Genomic DNA, 18,717 nt, shown 5'->3' with positions numbered 1-18,717 from the left:
CGCGCCGGTTTTTCTGGCGCGTCATGCCGGCCCGGCTGGCTCGCCTATCGAGCCGGGCAGCCCGTTGACAGCACTGGTTCAGGAACTGGTGCTACACGGCGACGAAATCATCTTTGAAAAACACCGCCCCAGTGCCTTCGCCATTACGGACTTGGCCGCCCGGTTACGGGCGTGCGGCTCAGAGGGCGTGGTCATTACCGGGATGAAAACCCAGTACTGCGTCGACAGTACTTGCCGCGCGGCGCGAGATATTGGGTTTGATACGGTGTTGATTGCTGATGGTCACACCTGCAGCGATACCCCGGCATTGACGGCCGAGATGATCGTCGCGCACCACAATGCAACACTGGCGGGGGCATTCTGTCGTGTTGTCGATGCCGAGGACTGGCACTTTTAGATTGCTTTAACGGCTCTACAGAATGTGCTACCGAGAGAGTCGATAACGGCCTCGGCGACTAGGCCCCAAGTAGGTGGTGTATTGATGCGGGAACTACCTGTGCGCGTATGCGCACAGGTAACGCAGTGGCTGCCTATCTCAAGCGCTGAGCCACTGTTCGACCTTGTCACGGGAGGGGACGCCCCCTGAGTGAACAACCTTTCCATCAATCACAACGCTGGGCGTGGACATAACCCCGTAGCTGACGATCTGTTGCATGTCTTCGATCTTCTCCAGCTTCACCTGGATGCCTGTCGCGCTCGCCACCTGTTCGATGATGGCTACTGTTGATTTGCATTTGGCACAACCGCTACCCAGAACCTTGATGTCTTTCATAAAAACCTCAATACGTGGATTAAAGCGCGAAGTTGAAGACGTAGCCCACGATGAGAATGCCGACGCCGACGACCCCAATGAAGGTGGCTATCAGGCGGGTTTTCAGCACCTTGCGCAAGATTACCGTCTCCGGAAGGGAGAGGGCGATGACACTCATCATGAAGGCCAGCACAGTGCCCAGCGCCGCGCCCTTTGCGAGCAGTGCCTGCACAATGGGGATGATGCCGGCAGCATTGGTGTACATGGGGATGCCGATAAGCACCGCGAGCGGAACCGACCACCAGGCATCTTTGCCCATGAAGCTGGCCATGAAATCCTCAGGCACATACCCGTGAATGCCTGCGCCAATGGCAATACCGGCAAGGATGTAAGGCCATACTCTCCCAACGATTTCACGCACGCTGCTAAACCCGGCATTTATCCGCTCATACAGCGGCATACTCGTGTCACCGGCGGTTGCCTGGATTTTGGGCATGTCACGAACCCAGTCCTCCAGGTAGGCCTCCATTTTCAGGCGTCCAATGACCCAGCCTGCGACAACCGCAATAAACAAACCCAAGCTCAGGTACAGCAGTGCGATCTTCCAGCCGAACAGGCCAAGCAGCAGTGTCAGCGCTACCTCATTCACCATAGGCGCGGAAATGAGGAAAGAGAACGTCACCCCTAGTGGCACGCCCGCTTGAACAAAGCCTATGAATAGAGGAACGGCTGAGCAGGAGCAAAATGGAGTAAACACACCAAGTGACGCGGCCATGACGTTGGCCATCCCCTCGCTTCGTCCTGCCAGCATTGCGCGGGTGCGCTCGGGCGTGAAGTGGGAGTTGATCATGCCCATCAAGAACACAATGCCGGTCAGCAGCATCAGTACTTTGGGAGTGTCGTAGAAGAAAAACTGTAAGGCGCTGCCAAGGTGGCTATTGCGATCAACCGGAAGCGTTGCGACCAACGCTTCGGACGCAGGAATCAGGGCCTCATACAGTCCGAACCAGACAGACGCGGCCACTGCCAAAAAGAGGCGGGGGTTACGTTCAGGCCAGCGCACAATGACTTCGTTCATGTATACGACTCCCAGGGTGCAGACGCACTAGACCACGGACGAATGGCCAAGAAAGGCTAAAATTTCGTTGACTGTGCTGCGTGCGCTGCGTGCTACGCCGATCAACGTGGCAGAAGCCGAACCTGTCCACTCGCCATAGCCGACCAGCCATAGCCTCGGCTCTTGGGTCGAGTGAGTGCCTTCGACGTCAACGCGGCCTTCGGCACTGATTACGCCAAGTCCATTCAGATGCTGCAGGGCTGGCCTGAATCCGGTACACCAGATCACCACATCCACGGCAGATTCAGTTCCATCGGCCCACCTCACGCCGTTGCGAGTGAAATGTTCAAAAGGGCGTACAGATCTGAGAGCGTTACGCTCACGGGCCTCGACAACGGGAGGCACCATGACGATGTCTCCCAACCCGCCGACGGGTTGGTCAATGACACGCCCCTCCTGTTGAGCTTTCAATCGCTCAGTCGCACGCTCGAAAAGTACCCGCCCATCAACATTGTCAGGCAGAAACACCGGCTCAGCAGGGGTTACCCATGTGGTCTCGGCGACCTTGGAAACTTCTGCCAGAATCTGCGCCCCGGAATTACCGCCGCCCACCACCAGCACTTTCTTGCCCGCAAATGCATGTGCTTCAACATAGTGCGCAGAGTGCAACTGCCGCCCAGCGAACTGTTCGGCATCGGGGTAATGAGGAATGTAAGGGTTGCTCCAGGTACCTGTCGCGCTGATGACAACCTTGGCATCCCAATGCCTGTCGTCAGCGTGTACTCGCAAGCCAGACGCTGTACGCTCCACACGCGTGACCTGCACTGGGCGCTCGACCGGAAACTGGTACCGCTGCTCGTACTGGTTGAGGTACCCGATCACATGATTTCGTGTCGGGTAGCCATCTTGCGTGGGGGGCATCATCCAGCCGGGGATTGAACTCCAGGTGGCCGGCGAGAACAGGCGCAGTGAGTTCCAGCCATGGCGCCAGGCGCCTCCTGGCGCTTCCTCTGCGTCGAGGATGACGAAAGAAAGTTGGGTGCGGCGCAGGAAATACGCTACAGCCAAGGCTGATTGGCCTCCACCGATGATGACGATGTCTAGTTGACTGCTAAGCGGATGAGCCATGGGAGGGGAGCCTGGAATCGATGCGGGGCGGTGCCTAGTATAGCGACTCCGTTTTGACGCCAACTGATCTGGCTCACAAAGCCATTGCGATTATCAGGCGAAAAAAGTGCATTTGCAGATGGCCATGACTGCTATGCGTTTTGCGTTTCGTGCAAACCACAGGCCTCTTGACTTGCCAACCAGCCAGGAAACGAAGGTGGCGCTTTACTGTATATTTGAAAAATCATATATTCGTTTAACCATATAAGCCCCTGAGCTTGGCAATGAGCGCCGAGCCCGATGCTTACCGCCATCCTCTTCACGACAGCCATGAACATATCAAGAGGTTTGTGCTGGTGAGAACCAAACGTCGAGACCCCTATGGCTGACCCCCTGACGCCAACCACCGTATTCAAATGCCTGGCCGATGAGACCCGCGTTCGCCTGATGTTGCTCATTGCTCGTGAGCAAGAGCTGTGCGTTTGTGAGCTCACCTGTGCGCTCGATGAAAGCCAGCCCAAGATTTCCCGTCATCTGGCACAGCTGCGCAATTGCGGTTTGCTTGAGGATCGTCGGCAGGGGCAATGGGTTTATTACCGCCTGCATCCCAATCTCCCGGCCTGGGTGATCGCTGTGCTCAAGAGCACCCTTGACGCCAACCAGCGTTGGCTCAGCCCCGACGCCAAGCGCCTTGACGTGATGGGTGACCGCCCACAGCGCCTTTCTGCTTGCTGTTGAGTCAACGCTTGCCCGAGCTGTGCTCGGCTTTTATGAGATAGCCCGCAGGGCGCACTTGCTCAGGAGTCAATCCGTGACTGAAGAACATCTCCCCAACCTTAATGCTGAACTGGTCGAACTGCCGACTCCCGATAAGCTTGGCAGTACCCTGTTGGCCACGCACAAGCCACGCATCCTGCTTCTGTACGGCTCGACCCGCGAGCGCTCGTTTAGCCGCTTGCTGACGGAGGAAGCCGCTCGCTTGCTGGAGCATTTCGGTGCCGAAACACGAATCTTCAATCCATCCGGTCTGCCCCTGCCTGACGATGCTCCGGACAACCATCCCAAGGTGCAGGAACTACGCGAGCTGATGCAGTGGTCGGAGGGGCAGGTTTGGTGCTCACCTGAGCGTCACGGTTCGATGACTGCCGTGTTCAAGGCGCAGATTGACTGGGTACCGCTGGCCATGGGCGCTGTGCGTCCGACCCAGGGCAAGACCCTGGCCGTGATGCAAGTCAGTGGAGGGTCTCAGTCTTTCAACGTGGTCAATCAGTTGCGCGTACTCGGACGCTGGATGCGCATGTTCACCATTCCGAACCAGTCGTCGGTACCCAAGGCCTACCTGGAATTCGACGAAGAGGGTCGTATGAAGCCGTCGACGTTCTACGACCGCGTCGTGGATGTGATGGAAGAACTGGTGAAATTCACCCTGCTGTTGCGTGAGCGCTCCGACTATTTGGTCGACCGTTATTCCGAGCGAAAGGAGTCGGCAGAAGAACTCTCCAGACGTGTCAATCAACGCGCCATTTGAAGGTTCGTTATTGTTTCGCAATACCCCTGCGTCATTATCAACGGCATCAATAAGTCCGACATCGTCACGTCGTAACTGCCTGCAGGCCGTTGCTTCAAGAGAACAAACACATGCGTATAAAAGTAGGTATCAACGGTTTTGGTCGCATCGGTCGTCTTGCCTTGCGTGCAGCCTGGAGCTGGCCTGAGTTTGAGTTCGTGCAGATCAACGATCCGGCAGGCGACGCAGCAACGCATGCGCACCTGATCAACTTCGATTCGGTGCATGGCCGCTGGTGCCACGAAGCGAGCGCCGAGGGTGATCAGGTTGTGATTGACGGCAAGCGGATCAAGGTGACCGCCAACAAGGCGATTGCCGATACCGACTGGTCGGGTTGCGATCTGGTCATCGAAGCCAGCGGCAAGATGAAAACCGTTGCGGTACTTCAGGCCTACCTGGATCAGGGTGTGAAGCGTGTGGTTGTGTGCGCGCCGGTCAAGGAAAGCGGCGCGCTGAACGTTGTCATGGGGGTTAACCAACACCTGTTCGACCCGGCATTGCACCGTATCGTGACCGCAGCCTCCTGTACCACCAACTGCCTGGCCCCGGTGGTCAAGGTGATCCATGAAAACCTGGGGATTCGCCACGGCTCGATCACCACTATTCACGACCTGACCAACACCCAGAGCATCCTTGATCAGCCGCACAAGGATTTGCGTCGCGCCCGTGCCTCGGGCATGAGCCTGATCCCGACGACCACGGGTTCTGCCACCGCGATTGCCGAGATCTTCCCTGATCTGCGCGGCAAGCTGAACGGCCATGCCGTGCGGGTGCCGCTGGCCAACGCCTCGCTTACCGATTGCGTGTTCGAAGTCGAGCGCGCTACCTCCGTGGATGAGGTCAACGCGTTGCTTAAAGCGGCCGCAGAGGGCCCGTTGAAAAATATCCTGGGCTATGAAGAACGCCCGCTGGTGTCCATCGACTACCGCACCGACCCGCGCTCCTCGATCATTGATGCGCTCTCGACCTTGGTGGTCAATGACACCCAGGTGAAGATCTACGCCTGGTACGACAACGAGTGGGGGTACGCCAACCGTGCTGTCGAGCTGGCCAGGCTGGTCGGTTTGGCAGGCTGAGAAGGGAGTGATCATGCACGCGCTGTCAGCCCTCTCCCCGCAGGTGCGCCAGTACCTGCTGGTCACCGGTAATTACTGGGCCTTTACGCTCACTGACGGTGCACTGCGCATGTTGGTGGTGTTGCACTTCCATGCGCTGGGCTACAGCCCGTTGCAGATTGCGTTCCTGTTCCTGTTCTACGAGATCTTCGGGGTCATTACCAATCTGTTGGGTGGCTACCTTGGCGCCCGGGTGGGGCTGAATCGCACCATGAACATTGGTCTGGGGCTCCAGGTCGCGGCGTTGTTGATGCTTGCCGTACCTGCGGCTTGGCTGACCATCCCTTGGGTGATGGGTGCCCAGGCAATGTCGGGGATTGCCAAAGACCTCAACAAGATGAGCGCCAAGAGTTCAATAAAACTCCTGGTGCCCGACAGTCAACAAGGCACGCTCTACCAGTGGGTAGCGATCCTTACCGGCTCTAAGAACGCATTGAAGGGCGTTGGCTTCTTCCTAGGCGGCGCATTGCTCGCGCTGATGGACTTCAAAAGCGCAGTACTGGTCATGGCGGCGGTCTTGGCGTTGATCTGGCTAGCTAGCCTGTTCTTGCTGAAGAAAGATCTTGGCAGGGCCAAAGGAAAGCCAAAGTTCCGCGACATCCTGTCCAAGAGCCGGGCAATCAATATCCTCTCGGCAGCGCGAATGTTCCTCTTTGGTGCCCGCGATGTGTGGTTCGTGGTGGCCTTGCCGGTCTACCTGAGTAGCGTGTTTGGCTGGGATTTCTGGCAGGTGGGCGGATTCCTGGCTGCCTGGGTGATCGGCTACGGCATTATCCAATCGCTGGCTCCAAACATCACAGGAAAGAAACGCGGCCACGTTCCTGATGGGCGGGCTGCCTTCGTTTGGGCGGGGCTGTTGGCAGGCCTGCCTGCGGCCATTGCCCTGGGACTCTCGGCGGGCGGCTCTCCGCAACTTGTGCTGCTGGGCGGCCTCCTGGTGTTTGGCGCACTGTTTGCCGTGAACTCGTCGCTGCACAGTTACCTGATCGTTTCCTACGCCAAGGAAGACGGGGTGTCCTTGGACGTAGGCTTCTACTATATGTCCAATGCAATGGGACGATTACTGGGCACTGTGTTGTCGGGCTGGATTTATCAGCGTTACGGGCTGGAGGCGTGCTTGTGGGTTTCCACCGCATTCGTCCTGTTGGCCGCACTGATTTCCGTGGCCTTGCCTCGGCACGCGATTGTGCACTAACGATTCAATCAACCGGCCTGAACCACGCTTGGGTCGGTTGAGCGTACAGAATGACCACCATCGTCATACCCAACGAAGGCTAAATCCGAAGGATCGAATCGTTCGCTCGTGTCCATCCGTACATTTCGCAGGCCCACTGTTTGCAGGTGCGACGCGTACAGACGCTCAGAAAAATAGCTGATCAGCAGGGTGCGACGGCGTGCGCCGATTGCGTTCAGGCTGGCGGCATGCACCAGATCGACATCAAACACCAGAATGTCACCCGCAGCGCCTGAAAGCTGCACAGATCTGGATTCGTCGTTGAAGTCGAACGGCGGTGCTCCGTGCACGGGGCGATGGCTGCCGGGGACGATACGGGTTGCGCCGTTCTCAGGGCCATAATCGTCGAAATAAGCTAATGCACCGACGATGTCGCCTGGTCGTTGTGCCGACAAGTCGCGGTGCAGTTGCTGATGGCCGCCACCTGCAAGGGGTTCGCGACCCTCGACCTGTGCGAGGAAGAACCGTTCTCCAATCAGCTCGCCAACCACCGTCAGTACCTGCGGCAGACGACACACCGCCTGAACCGTCGCGTCAGTGTCCAGCAGCGAGTGACGCCAGTCCATGCCGCGCGGCACTGGCCATTGGTCAGACGGCTTCACGCCCGCATCGAACACGGCACGAAGGTCACTCAGCCACTCGCTTGGGATTGCGCGACGGAGCAGCACATAACCCTCTCGATGGAGCTGTTCGCGGTCTGTCATAGCGTCCTCAGTTCTCATCGCCACCAACGCGTCTTGCAGGGTGGCCCGGCGCTAGACTAAAGCAATCGACAAAACCGGCCAATGATTCAGCGCAGCGTTTGCGAGCCCACTACGACGATCAGTCAGGTGTGCCAGCAGGACCTTGACGGTGATGGCGTTGCAACACCAACCGCATGATCCTTAGCAACTGCACGGATCACCGGTAGCATTCTCGCCTTTTTTTATAAACAATAGCGCGCGCAAAACGGCCGTTGCCTGCGGCCGCCATTAGTATTTTCTCTTTGAGCTTCCCATGCCTTCGACGACTGACATCACCCTTGAACTGGTGCAGGCCAGCCCTGATCAAATCGAACTGGTGCGTAACCTGTACCAGTTCTATGCCTACGAGTCCTCGGACTGGGAGCAGGAAGACGTTGAACTGGACGGTCGCTTCTATATCCACGATGAGCACCTGCAGCGCTACTGGCAAGAGCCGCAGTGGAGCGCCAACCTGTTGCTGGTCGACGGTTTCATTGCCGGTTTTCTGCTGATCGAGCGCAGTGACTTACCCGGTATCGATGCCCTGGAACTGGCGGATCTGTTCATCCTGAAAAAGTACCGCCGTAAAGGCATCGGGCGTGCTGTAGCGGCCCAGATGCTGATGAGTGCGGAGCATGCCTGGCTGGTGCGTTACTACTATCAGGATGAAGCCGCAGCGGCATTCTGGGGTTCAGTCATGGAGCACCTGCCGCGCGCGGTTCAGGCTATCGAGCCGGATGATGACCCCGAACTGTTGAGCTTCCTGCTACCGCGCGTGGTGCACTGAGTACGCGTAGGGTACTGAAAGCACTGCTAACCTTCGGCCAGTAATCAATTCTTCATGAAATCGAGGTGTTTTCAGTTTGATTTCTACCGTGCAGGAATTTAGTTTCTGCACGCATTTCGCGGGTTCGCAAGGGGCCCGTCCTGGTCGATGCCTCTAGGCGACATTGCTGCAAGCAAACGAGGAATGACGGTAGCCTGATTGGGGGCTCTTGGCGGTGAGACAGTAAATTGCTGTTTTAAAACCGATTTTTTTGTTTTTGAGGCTTCCCATACAGCGCGAAAGTTGATAAATTTCGCACATTCCTGCAGCGGCACTGGTTCGCAAGCTGCAGAATCTTCAATCGAGTGCATGACACTCGTCGCAACAGATACAGGGGCGTCGCCAAGCGGTAAGGCAGCAGGTTTTGATCCTGCCATGCGTTGGTTCGAATCCAGCCGCCCCTGCCATTTTCTATCAGCATCCACGTATGGCTCAGCGCGCAGATTCTGCTCGAGTTCAGGGTGTTCGTCTTTTCGGGAAGCGCGATCTAGTGTTTCCTGAATCAGCAATATTTACCTCCATGTAAAGTCTCTGGCATAGCACCGATTGGCCCACTGTCTTGTTCCTGTGCCGTGCGTTTGATGGCCGGGATCGGGGCCTTTACTGCCCCAATCCCGGCATTTCGGTTACTGGCCAGCCGACAGTGGTGGTGTGCGTGGTGGGATCATTCGTTTGTTCCCGGTCGATTCAAACGCGCAAGCAAGGTGCAACAAGTTTGAATCGTCATAGGCACGCCCAGCGAAGGTCAGCCCCACGGGCATACCGATGTCCTTCATCACGCCCATTGGTACGGTGACGGTTGGAACCCCGAGGTGGCGGATGGCGAGGTTGCCGTTGGCGACCCATACGCCGTTGCTCCAGGCAATGTCTGCAGCTTCAGGGTCGACATCGGCATTTGCCGGCCCAACGTCGGCTACTGTCGGGAAGATCACCGCATCCAGGCCAAGCCGTTCCATCCAGTCTTCGAGGTCGATCTTGCGGGTCTTTTCAAGCCCACGCAGCCCGTCTGGCACGGTCGGGATCTTGTCCCACGGCGTAATCCCGCGCTCGGCCATTCGCACGTATTCGTCCATGCCAGCGGCAAGGTCGCCCTCGCGGTTAGGCAGAGTACCCGGGTCGTGGGGGAAGATCAGCGGGCCGTTCACATCGACCAGACGGTTCAACTTCGGATCGCCGTTGGCCTGCAGGAAGTCATCGAACGCCCAGGCGGTCAAGTCCCACAGTTCGTGATGCAGGAACTCTTTGGACACCAGGCCTCGCGTAAACACGGTCGGCGCCCCTGGGCGATCACCCTCGCAATTGGAGACCAGCGGGAAATCGACTTCGATCACTTCAGCCCCGGCGGCTTCGAGTGCCTTTCGTGCGTCTTCCCAGAGCGCAATCACTGACGGGCGGGTATTGATGCGCTGCCCGGTCGGGCCACCGATGCCGGGAGCCTCTGAGGTGCCTGCTTCGGGGTCTGCATTGATATACATGCGGGGAACACCGAGCCGTTTGCCAGCGAGTGACTCAGGCTTCGCGGCAAGCGACAGGTAGGAGGCAGGACGAACCGAGGCGACACTCGGAATCGGCACCCAGGGCTGCATCCGCCACAGATCGCCGCGAGTGTCGGGATCTTCTGCGACCACCACATCGAGCACTTCGAGCAGGTCGGCCATGGTTCTGGCGTACGGCACGACAACGTCCATCGTCGGCGTCAGTGGCCAGTTGCCGCGCACCGAAATCACCCCACGCGAAGGCGTATAGGCGCACAGGCCGTTGTTCGAGGCCGGGCCGCGCCCGCTCGACCAGGTCTCTTCGGCCAGGCCGAAGGCTGCGAAGCTGGCCGCGGTGGCAGTACCGGCGCCGTTCGATGAGCCCGATGCGAAGGGGGCGGTGAGGTAGTCGGCGTTGTACGGGCTCTCTGCTCGGCCGTAGACCCCACGCTGCATGCCACCGTTGGCCATGGGCGGCATGTTGGTCTTGCCCAGGCAGATCGCACCGGCGGCGCGCAGCCGTTCGATGGTGAACGCGTCGCGATAGGCAATCAGGTCGGCAAATGCCGGGCTGCCAGAGGCGGCGGTGAGGCCCTTGACCAGATAGCTGTCCTTGGCGGTGTAGGGGATGCCATCGAGTGGCCCCAAGGTTTCGCCCCTGGCCCGACGGGCATCGGAAGCCTGCGCGTCCTTGAGTGCGTCAGGGTTGCGAACCACCACTGCATTGAGCGCAGTGGCTGTGCCAGGGGCGTCATAGGCGTCGATCCTGGCGAGGTACGCCTGGACGAGCTCGACCGCTGTTGTCTGCCCGGATTCGAGCGCCGCACGCAAGTCGGCAATGGAAACCTCGGTTACCTCGATCATGCTGCGGGTGCTCCGTCACACGGGGAATTGGATACTGGGATGTCAGTTGTCTGAACAGGGTGTCTCATATCGATTCTCATTGCACGGCAGGGGCCGGGCTTGCACGCTGGGCCGGGTAAGCGCTTGGGCGTCCTGTCTATCAACACACCAGGAGCGGGTGCGTTAGTGTAACGGTTTGCTGCTACGGTCGACTTCTATTGAAGCGGCACGTTCTGGCAGTTATTGGTTGCAATACGGCCTGCGACGCACGTCAATACGACGTTCTGAAAACCATCAGTACATTGCCATTCCCATCCAGGGTTCAAGGGGTGAGGCACCCCCTCGTCGCACCCCTCAAAAATAATGCAGTTTCCCCTCATTTTTTTGCATTACCGCCAGCGTACTCATCTCCTTCAGAATCCCTGCGCAATCGAGTTTTTGCCCCGCAGGGCTGCTCGCGCAAGGTGTATCGCTCGGTATTGACGGTGCGTGTTTTTTCAAAAGGTATTTGCTCCTCCCATGTCTACCCGTGGTCTGCGTCACTGGCTGCAGCGCCTTGCCCCGGCAACGCTGAACATCCCCCCCAAAGAATGGTTTCGCGCCGGTCTCGGTGCTTTGCTCGGTGTATTGCTCGCGGGCACGGTGTGCAGCGCGCTGTTCGGTAGCGCAGTGGCCCTGCACCTGCTGGGGCCGTTGGCGGCGTCGGCCGTGTTGCTGTTCGGGGTGCATTCCGGGGCGTTATCACAACCGTGGCCGCTGATCGGTAGCTATGCCATCGCGGCGTTAGTGGCGCTGGGGCTGCACCACTGGATCGGCCCCGGGCTGCTGGCCGCCAGTTCGGCGCTGATGTTGGTCATTCTGCTGATGTGCCTGCTGCGCTGCCTGCATCCACCGGGCGGGGCACTGGCGGTGAGCCTGGCATTGGCGGACCCCTCGCTCGCCGCACTCGGTGTACAGGTGCTGGAGCCCGTGTTGCTCAACGCCTTGTGCCTGTTGCTGGTGGCGGTGCTGTACAACCGGGCAACCGGGGTGCGCTACCCAAAGACGGCTGCACCGCGCAAAGACTTGCACCATACCCTCGACCCATTGCCGAGTGAACGGGTGGGGGTCAGTGGCGAAGATCTGGATCAGGCGCTGGAAGCGTTGGGCGAGTTTGTCGATGTCACCCGTGATGAACTGGAACGAATCATCATGGCCACCGAGCAGCAGGCGTTGAAGCGTAGCCTTGGCGGGATTACCGCAGCCAGGGTGATGTCACGGGACGTACAGTTCGCCACGCCCGGCACCACGCTGGAACAGGCCTGGCAGCAGTTGTCGGGTCATCATGTGAAGGCTTTGCCGGTGCTCGATGAGACGAAGCGCCTGGTCGGGATTGTCAGCCTGAGTGATTTGATTGGCCCGGCCATGGCCCAGCAACGGTTCAGTTGGCGTGCGCTGTTTGGTCGGCGTCAGCCGGTGCGACTCGAGACGATCATGAGCCGGCGTGTGGTCAGTGTCGGCAGTCAGCAGCAGGCGGTCACGCTGCTGCCGTTGCTCTGTGAGCAAGGGTTGCATTGCCTGCCGGTGCTGGACGGTGAGCAGGTGGTAGGGGTGATCACCCAGACCGACCTGATTGCCGCGCTCAAGCGTCAGTTGCTCAGCAAAGTGGCAACGGTGCGCTCAGATCTGCGGGTCCCAGCGTTGTGACCAGTCATTGTCGCAGGCGACGACTTCGCGTAATACGCTGAACGCCTGTTGCAGCACCTCCGAATCGCGTTCGCGGGCATACACCAGGTAAGTGGGGTAGGTGAATTCGGGCGCTTGCGGTACGCGCTCGAACACGCTGCTGTCGAGGTAGGCTTGTACCACGCGCGTGCGAAAATAGCCGCTTCCGCCGTGTTCGAGTATGTACTGCAGGGCCATCGGGCCGAGGTTGAAGCTCAGTGCCGGGCGGGCGCATTCAGGCAAGGCTGCATCGTGCAGGCGGCGGAAGGCATCGCCCCAATCAATGTAGACGTAGGGTTCGGGCGTGCTGACCTTGCGAATGCGGATCAGTTTCTCTTCCATCAGTTGTTCGACCTGCAGGCCCGGGCCGTAGCTTGGCTGATAGACCAGGACCGCGTCGAGAACCCCTAGTTCCAGCTCTTGCAGCAAGCTGTTGCGTTCGCCGACTTCACAGCGCACGGCATGGTTTGGCAATTCCCGTTGCAGGGCACTGACCCAATTGAGCATCAGTGGGTTGCACAGGCTGACCTCGCCGCCGATGTGTAGCACCTGACGGCAGCCACCGGGCAGCGGCAGGTCGCGGCGCGCGGCTTCCCAGGTTTGCACCAGTTGGTTGGCGTACACCACGAAGGCTTCGCCGTCGGCGGTAAGGCTGGCGCCGCTGCGGCTGCGCACGAACAGTTGGCAGGCCAGTTGTTGTTCGAGTTTCTGCACTCGGGCGGTGATGGCGGTCTGGGTGACGTGCAAGCGCTCGGCCGCCGAGGCCAGGCTGCCGCAACGGACGATCTCAAGAAAGGTTCGGGCCAGCTCGATATCCATGAATGCACCTGATCAGCAAGGTGGCCATTCTAGTGGTTTTGTCGGGCATGGGGCGAGGTGTGTGGGTGAGGCAGCGCCGGCAAGGCCGACGCCGGTTTGGCAGGGGCGGTGTCAGCCGCGCAATGCACTCAATCGTAGAGTGCCGGCTGGCGGTCCTGATGTACGTGATTGTTGGCGCTGATGTGCTTGTCGCGGGCTTCGCTGAGATCCAGTTTGGCAAGGATGATCGCAGGGTCGGCAGCCGCGCTGTGCAGTGGTCCGGCCAAGGGGTAGCCGTTGGCATCGACAATCACCGAGCCGCCGACCCAGTCCACACCACGTTCAGTGCCGCGACGGTCGCAGGCGGCTATATAGAGGCGGTTGACCGAGGCGTTGGCCTGCACCCGCACCACTTCAGCAGGACGCTCTCCGGCAGGGCGCGGGCCGTCCGGCCAGTTCACGGGGGCGCACAGCAGTTCGGCGCCGGCCAGTGCCGGCAGGCGCACCCATTCGGGAAACTCCAGGTCGTAGCAGATCATCACGGCAATGCGGCCAAAGCGCGTCTCAACCACCGGCGGCGGGCAGTTGCCGGGGGTGAAGAAACGTTTCTCATCGTTCCACAAGTGCGTTTTGCGGTACACGGCCTGCACGCCGTTGGCATCGATCAATACCGCGCTGTTGTACAGTTCGTCGCGTTCGGTGCGCTCGCAGAAGCCGCCGACGATGACGATATCCAGCTCCGTGGCCAGCGCCGCCCATTGGCGCAGGGTTTCACCGTGGGCGGTTTCAGCAAGGCTCAGGGCTTCGGCCTTGTCGATGAAGACGTAGCCGCTCTGCACCAACTCTGGCAGGACCACCACCTGCGCGCCCTGGCTGGCTGCCGCGCGTATGGCGGCCAGTGCCTGTTGCCGATTGTGCTCAAGGTCGCCGACCCTGGGGGCCAGCTGGCAGCAGGCGACGTTGAGAAGTGTGGGCGTTGGTTTCATCGTGTGGCTTCCTCAAGCTGGCGGTCGTTGGCGGCCAGCAGGCGTTGTTCGGCGTTCAGGTCCAGGGTTCGGCAGAGGCGTGCGTAGATCACACCGGTTACCAGCAGGCCAACGGCGAAGGCAATGTCGGCACCACCGAGGGCGGCTGCAGCGGGGCCGGTGTAGAAGCTCAGCGACATGAACGGCACCATCGCCAGCAGGCCGATGCCGTAGGCGCTCAGGCCGGCCTTGCCCCAGGCGCCGTAAATGCCATTGGGATTGAAGATCTCGCTGATCACATAGTGACCCTTGCGCACACCGTAGAAGTCGACGAGGTTCACAGCCGTCCATGGCACCAGGAAGTACAGCATCAACAGGATGAAGGTGTTGAAGCTGCCCAGGTAACTCTCGGGAATCGCCAGCGCGACGATGAAGACGATGGCAGCGATGATGGCAATGCCAGAGACGCGGATTTTCAGTGACGGGGTGACTTTGCGGAAGCTGTCGATGGCACTGATGCTGGTAAGCATCGCCCCGTAGCAGTTGACGGCCATGATGCCGACCAGCGCCGGTATCGAGATCAGTACGGTAAATGTGCCCAGCCCCGGGATGAACTGGTTGCCCACTTCACGCACGCTGCCGATGGCATCCGGCGATGGCAGGGCCGAGGCCAGGAAGGCGCCGAGCGACATCAGCCACAGGGCCGATCCGGCCGCGCCGAGGTAGGTCCAGAACACCACCTTGCGGGCAGGCGTATCATGAGGCAGGTAGCGCGAGTAGTCAGAGACGTACACCGAGTAGCTGATCTGGTAGCCCGCGGCTGCAGAGAGTTGTACCAGGAAGGCACCCCAGGAGAAGTGCGCGTTGTCCAGGGCCGCATCGGCCTGCAGGGTCATCACGGCGCTGACGGTCAAGGCGCCGAACACCACGATCATCACGTAGGTCAGCCAGCGTTGAACCGTGTGCAGCAGGTCGTGACCCACCACCGCCAGCACCACGGCAACGGCGATGACGCCCAGGTACCAGGGCGCACGTTGGCCGGGCAGTACGGTGTTGATGGCGTCAGTGGCGAGGATAACGTTGAACACATTGAAACCAATGTACACGAACACCACGGCAGCGAAGGGCACGATGGCACCTTTGAGGCCGAACTGGGCGCGTGACTGGATCATCTGTGGCAGGCCCATGCGAGGGCCCTGGTTGGCGTGAAAGGCCATGAAGAAGGTGCCGAAGCAGACGCCGATGATGATCGCAAGAATCGAGTACAAGGCGCTGAGGCCCAGTGCGGGGCCGGTGAAACCGGTGACCATGGTGGTGAGGACGAAGTTGCCGGTAAACCAGAATGGTGCCTGATGCCAGACCTTGCCATGGCGTTCGGTGCGCGGCACGTAGTCGATGGAGCGAACCTCGATTTTCGGTCGAGCGGTGACCTTGTTGGCGTTGCTCACTGGGAACCTCATGTCTTGTTGTTGTGTACGCGTGTAATGGGCCCGCACTGGCGGACATAAGTGGGGTGGATGTTCCGACAGTGAGTAAGGTCGAGGGAATCGGCGTAGGGAAATAATTACTTCAGAAATTTCTGAAGTAATACCAGCAGTTATTTGAGGCCGGTCATCAGGGCTTGACTTCACGCGCCAGCAAGGCGCGTTTGCGCTCGACGCCCCAGCGGTAGCCCGACAGGTTGCCGTCGCTGCGCACCACGCGATGGCAGGGGATGGCCACGGCCAGTGTGTTCGCGGCGCAGGCCTGAGCCACGGCGCGCACCGCCTTAGGTGAGCCAATGCGCTCGGCGATCTGCGCGTAGCTGGCGGTGCTGCCTGCGGGGATTTCGCGCAAGGCCTGCCATACCCGTTCCTGGAAGGCCGTGCCCCGCACATCCAGAGGCAGGTTCAGACCCAGGGCCGGGGCTTCGACGAAGCCAACCACGGTGGCGATCAGTTGCTCGAAGTTGGCGTCTGCGCCGATGAAGTTGGCATTCGGGAACATGTCCTGCACGTCGTGCAGCAGCTGTTGCGGGTCATCTCCCAGGAGAATTGCGCAAATACCCCGGGCGCTCTGCGCGACCAGAATCGAGCCCAGTGAGCATTCACCCACGGCAAAGCGGATATCCAGGTGCTGGCCTCCGGCGCGGTAATCACTCGGGCGCATGCCAAGCAGGTGGTCCGAAGCCGCATAGAAACGGCTGTTGGAGTTGAAGCCCGCATCATACAAGGCATCGGTGACCCGGCCGCCAAGGGCCAGTTGCTCGCGTACCCGGCGTGCGCGGTGGGCATTGGCGTAGCCCTTTGGGGTCAGGCCGGTCACGGACTTGAACACCCGATGAAAGTGAAACGGGCTCAAACCGGCATAGGCCGCCAGGTCAGCGAGGGAGGGGAGTTCAGTGCTGCTCTCGATCAGCCGACAGGCATCGGCAACTCGCGCTGCATGCTGGGCCAGCACTATGGACGGCGAAGCCCCGGCACGTTTCGAGGGGCGATAGCCGGCCGCCTCTGCTGCCTCGGGCGTGCTGAAAAACTCGACGTTTTCCGGTCGCGGCAAGCGCGCAGTGCTGCCCGGGTGGCAGTACACGCCGGTGGTGCGTACGGCATAGACAAACTGCCCATGGGCTGTCGTGTCGCGTGCCAGTACGGCCTGCCAGCGCGGGTCCTGCTCCACTGAAGTGGCCGGCACTGTGGCGCTGTCCTTGTCTGTGTTCATAATGCTGTTCCCGCTGTCAGTGGCCTACAGGCTGCACGTTAAGCCGCTACCCGCAGTGAGGCACTCCGACTCTTGCGGTTGAATTCCATAGACAGCATGAGTCACTCATCGAGACGCGATGAAACGGTGTTTCGTCAACCTGCCTTACGGAACGTGAAGTTGATGCGTTGCGCGCCCATCACTGAATGCAGCGCCTCCTTGATCGGCGCTACACCATGGTAACGCAACCGGTCTTCACCACCCCAGACCACCACATCGCCATGAAACAGTGGCACGCGTTGGGGCTTGTCGGCCCGGTGATGGCCGCCAAAGAGGAAGGTGGCCGGGATGCCCAGAGACACCGAGATGATCGGCCAGGTGTAGTCGCGTTCATCTTTGTCCTGGTGCAGGGACATCCGCGAACCGGGTTGATATTGGTTGACGAGGCAGGCATCGGGCACAAAGTCGGGAAAACCTGCGGCCTTTGCCGCCGCTGTCGCCAGCGCCAGAAACGCGCTTGGAAGTTCGGGCCAGGGCTGCCCGCTGGTGGGGTCGATCGGGCTGTAGCGGTAGCCGCTGCGGTCGCTCGTCCAGCCCAGATGCCCGCAGTTGGTCAGGGCCACTGACATGCTGAAACCACCCGGGGTGACCATGTGCCGAAACGGCGCGACTTCGCAGATGTGGGCCAGGGCCGGCAGCACTGCCTCGACAAAGGGCAGGGCAAAGCCGCGCAACACGCAGGCCTGTTGGGCCAGGGATTCCATGGCCTGCGTCGGTGTGTGCAGGCCTTCAAACAGATCGAGTGTGCTCATGGTGCTTGCTTCGCGGTTGTGAGGATGCGGCCATCTGGCCCGTCACATCAGCACCAATGTACTCCATTACGTGGGCGTCGGGCTCAGCTGCGCGCCAGCCCGTGCCCAGTGGCCGTTCAGGCTGCGCGTTCACCGCACAGGTCCAGGGCGAACCAGTGTTCGGCCTCGTCCACACTCAGCCCGGCGCCGAGCAGGGCGAACAGCTTGCCCAAGGCCGCTTCCCGGGTCATACCGCCACCGGAGACCAGGCCGACATCGCGCAGGCGGCTGCCGGCAGCATAGGTGTCGAACAGCACGCTGCCTTGTGGGCACTGGCTGATGGCCGCCAGCACTACGCCGCGCTGACGCGCTTCACTCAGCACCTGCAGCAGTGCGGCATCGTCGGATGGCCCGGTGCCGCTGCCGTAGCATTCCAGCAGCAGGCCCTGGATGCCGCTGTTCAGCACGCTGCGCAGCTGTTCAGCCTGAAAGCCGGGGAACAGTGGCAGCACCGCCAGCTTGACCGACGTGCGCGGCTGGCGATAGCACAGGCGTGCCGGCAGTGTCTCAGCGCGAACGCCTTCACGATGACGAGGCAGTTCGGCGAACGCATCGAAGGCTTCGCTGCGCAGCTTGCTGGCACGGGCACCGTGCAGCAGGGCACCGTGAAAGTACAGGTGTACGCCGTCCTCGATACCCGAGGCCATGATGCCGAGGGCACCCTTGAGGTTTTGCCAGGCATCGCTGTTCGGTGCGCCCGCCGGCAGCATCGAGCCGGTCAGCACCACCGGAACATTCAGGCCGAGCAACAGGAATGACAGCGCCGCTGCACTGTAGGCCAGGGTGTCGGTACCGTGCAGCAGCAGGACGCCGTCGTGGCCATCTTCGACCACGGCGTTGACGATGGTGTCACGCATGGCCAGCCAGTTCGCTTGCTGCATGTTGGCGCTGTCCAGCAACGGTTCCAGTTCAAGCAGGCGCCAGGCAGGTGCCGGTGTATCGGGGTGCTCCAGCAGGTAATCGTGCAAGCGTGTCTCGAAGCCGCTGGCCGGGGCCAGGCCTTGTGGCGTTTGCAGCATGCCGATG

At 60.3% G+C, this 18,717-nt stretch carries 18 protein-coding genes and 1 tRNA gene; 8 read left to right on the top strand and 11 right to left on the bottom strand.

Features of this window, described 5'->3' with window-relative positions; all coding sequences use genetic code 11:
- The coding region (locus tag EKA13_RS20945) for an isochorismatase family protein (protein ID WP_065761206.1) at positions 1-397 on the top strand (397 nt) is incomplete at its 5' end.
- 138 nt (positions 398-535) lie between these two features.
- Here EKA13_RS20945 and EKA13_RS20940 read toward each other — a convergent pair.
- Genes EKA13_RS20940 through EKA13_RS20930 form a run of 3 tightly spaced genes read right to left on the bottom strand, consistent with a single transcriptional unit; the run spans position 536 to position 2,936 of the window.
- The gene (locus EKA13_RS20940; RefSeq protein WP_065761205.1) at positions 536-772 is read right to left on the bottom strand and encodes a thioredoxin family protein; all 237 of its coding nucleotides are present in this window, start codon (positions 770-772) and stop codon (positions 536-538) included.
- Positions 773-791: 19 nt separating this feature from the next.
- Positions 792-1,829 (bottom strand): permease, encoded by a 1,038-nt coding sequence (locus EKA13_RS20935; protein WP_065761204.1) that lies wholly within the window; start codon positions 1,827-1,829, stop codon positions 792-794.
- A gap of 27 nt (positions 1,830-1,856) precedes the next feature.
- Positions 1,857-2,936 (bottom strand): ArsO family NAD(P)H-dependent flavin-containing monooxygenase, encoded by a 1,080-nt coding sequence (locus EKA13_RS20930; RefSeq protein WP_065761203.1) that lies wholly within the window; start codon positions 2,934-2,936, stop codon positions 1,857-1,859.
- Between the two features lie 360 nt (positions 2,937-3,296).
- On the opposite strand from EKA13_RS20930, the gene EKA13_RS20920 reads away from it, so the two are divergent.
- The 4 genes from EKA13_RS20920 (at position 3,297) to arsJ (ending at position 6,792) form a co-directional block, all read left to right on the top strand.
- Positions 3,297-3,653: a metalloregulator ArsR/SmtB family transcription factor gene (locus tag EKA13_RS20920; protein WP_065761202.1), complete on the top strand. Its 357-nt coding sequence runs from the start codon at positions 3,297-3,299 to the stop codon at positions 3,651-3,653.
- Positions 3,654-3,726: 73 nt separating this feature from the next.
- On the top strand, positions 3,727-4,443 hold the full coding sequence (arsH, locus tag EKA13_RS20915) for an arsenical resistance protein ArsH (RefSeq protein WP_065761201.1): 717 nt from the start codon (positions 3,727-3,729) through the stop codon (positions 4,441-4,443).
- A 110-nt stretch (positions 4,444-4,553) separates the two neighbouring features.
- A complete protein-coding gene (locus tag EKA13_RS20910; RefSeq protein WP_065761200.1) occupies positions 4,554-5,558 on the top strand; it encodes an ArsJ-associated glyceraldehyde-3-phosphate dehydrogenase in 1,005 nt (334 codons plus the stop codon).
- Between the two features lie 13 nt (positions 5,559-5,571).
- On the top strand, positions 5,572-6,792 hold the full coding sequence (arsJ, locus tag EKA13_RS20905) for an organoarsenical effux MFS transporter ArsJ (RefSeq protein WP_065761199.1): 1,221 nt from the start codon (positions 5,572-5,574) through the stop codon (positions 6,790-6,792).
- Positions 6,793-6,800: 8 nt separating this feature from the next.
- Here the strand turns inward: arsJ and EKA13_RS20900 are convergent, their stop codons facing one another.
- Positions 6,801-7,535, bottom strand: a complete 735-nt coding sequence (locus EKA13_RS20900; RefSeq protein WP_065761198.1) for a phytanoyl-CoA dioxygenase family protein — start codon at positions 7,533-7,535, stop codon at positions 6,801-6,803.
- Positions 7,536-7,827: 292 nt separating this feature from the next.
- On the opposite strand from EKA13_RS20900, the gene EKA13_RS20895 reads away from it, so the two are divergent.
- Together EKA13_RS20895 and EKA13_RS20890 are read left to right on the top strand one after the other, a co-directional pair.
- Positions 7,828-8,340, top strand: coding sequence for a GNAT family N-acetyltransferase (locus tag EKA13_RS20895; protein ID WP_065761197.1), 513 nt, complete (start codon positions 7,828-7,830; stop codon positions 8,338-8,340).
- 371 nt (positions 8,341-8,711) lie between these two features.
- Positions 8,712-8,786 (top strand) — tRNA-Gln (locus EKA13_RS20890).
- A gap of 219 nt (positions 8,787-9,005) precedes the next feature.
- On the opposite strand, the gene EKA13_RS20880 is transcribed toward EKA13_RS20890, so the two are convergent.
- Positions 9,006-10,718, bottom strand: coding sequence for an amidase (locus tag EKA13_RS20880; RefSeq protein ID WP_065761196.1), 1,713 nt, complete (start codon positions 10,716-10,718; stop codon positions 9,006-9,008).
- 498 nt (positions 10,719-11,216) lie between these two features.
- Here EKA13_RS20880 and EKA13_RS20875 point away from each other — a divergent pair, with 498 nt between their 5' ends.
- Positions 11,217-12,383: an HPP family protein gene (locus EKA13_RS20875; RefSeq protein ID WP_065761195.1), complete on the top strand. Its 1,167-nt coding sequence runs from the start codon at positions 11,217-11,219 to the stop codon at positions 12,381-12,383.
- Here EKA13_RS20875 and EKA13_RS20870 read toward each other — a convergent pair.
- The 6 genes from EKA13_RS20870 to EKA13_RS20845 all read right to left on the bottom strand — a co-directional run bounded on the left by EKA13_RS20870 (position 12,357) and on the right by EKA13_RS20845 (position 18,716).
- Positions 12,357-13,220: a LysR family transcriptional regulator gene (locus EKA13_RS20870; RefSeq protein ID WP_065761194.1), complete on the bottom strand. Its 864-nt coding sequence runs from the start codon at positions 13,218-13,220 to the stop codon at positions 12,357-12,359. The genes EKA13_RS20875 and EKA13_RS20870 overlap by 27 nt on opposite strands.
- Before the next feature lie 128 nt (positions 13,221-13,348).
- Complete coding sequence (locus EKA13_RS20865; protein WP_065761193.1) at positions 13,349-14,185, bottom strand: nitrilase family protein; 837 nt, start codon at positions 14,183-14,185, stop codon at positions 13,349-13,351.
- Complete coding sequence (locus EKA13_RS20860; protein ID WP_100250156.1) at positions 14,182-15,612, bottom strand: purine-cytosine permease family protein; 1,431 nt, start codon at positions 15,610-15,612, stop codon at positions 14,182-14,184. Before EKA13_RS20860 ends, EKA13_RS20865 begins: the two co-directional genes overlap by 4 nt.
- Before the next feature lie 166 nt (positions 15,613-15,778).
- The gene (gene ada / locus EKA13_RS20855) at positions 15,779-16,861 is read right to left on the bottom strand and encodes a bifunctional DNA-binding transcriptional regulator/O6-methylguanine-DNA methyltransferase Ada (protein ID WP_065761191.1); all 1,083 of its coding nucleotides are present in this window, start codon (positions 16,859-16,861) and stop codon (positions 15,779-15,781) included.
- Positions 16,862-16,995: 134 nt separating this feature from the next.
- Entirely contained in the window at positions 16,996-17,652 is a 657-nt protein-coding gene (alkB, locus tag EKA13_RS20850; RefSeq protein ID WP_065761190.1) for a DNA oxidative demethylase AlkB, read from the bottom strand.
- Positions 17,653-17,768: 116 nt separating this feature from the next.
- The gene (locus EKA13_RS20845; RefSeq protein WP_245704369.1) at positions 17,769-18,716 is read right to left on the bottom strand and encodes an asparaginase; all 948 of its coding nucleotides are present in this window, start codon (positions 18,714-18,716) and stop codon (positions 17,769-17,771) included.
- Position 18,717: the final 1 nt, after the last annotated feature.

Source organism: Pseudomonas defluvii (assembly GCF_001695625.1).
Taxonomy (GTDB): domain Bacteria; phylum Pseudomonadota; class Gammaproteobacteria; order Pseudomonadales; family Pseudomonadaceae; genus Aquipseudomonas; species Aquipseudomonas defluvii.
This window is presented reverse-complemented; position numbering and strand designations above follow the sequence as displayed.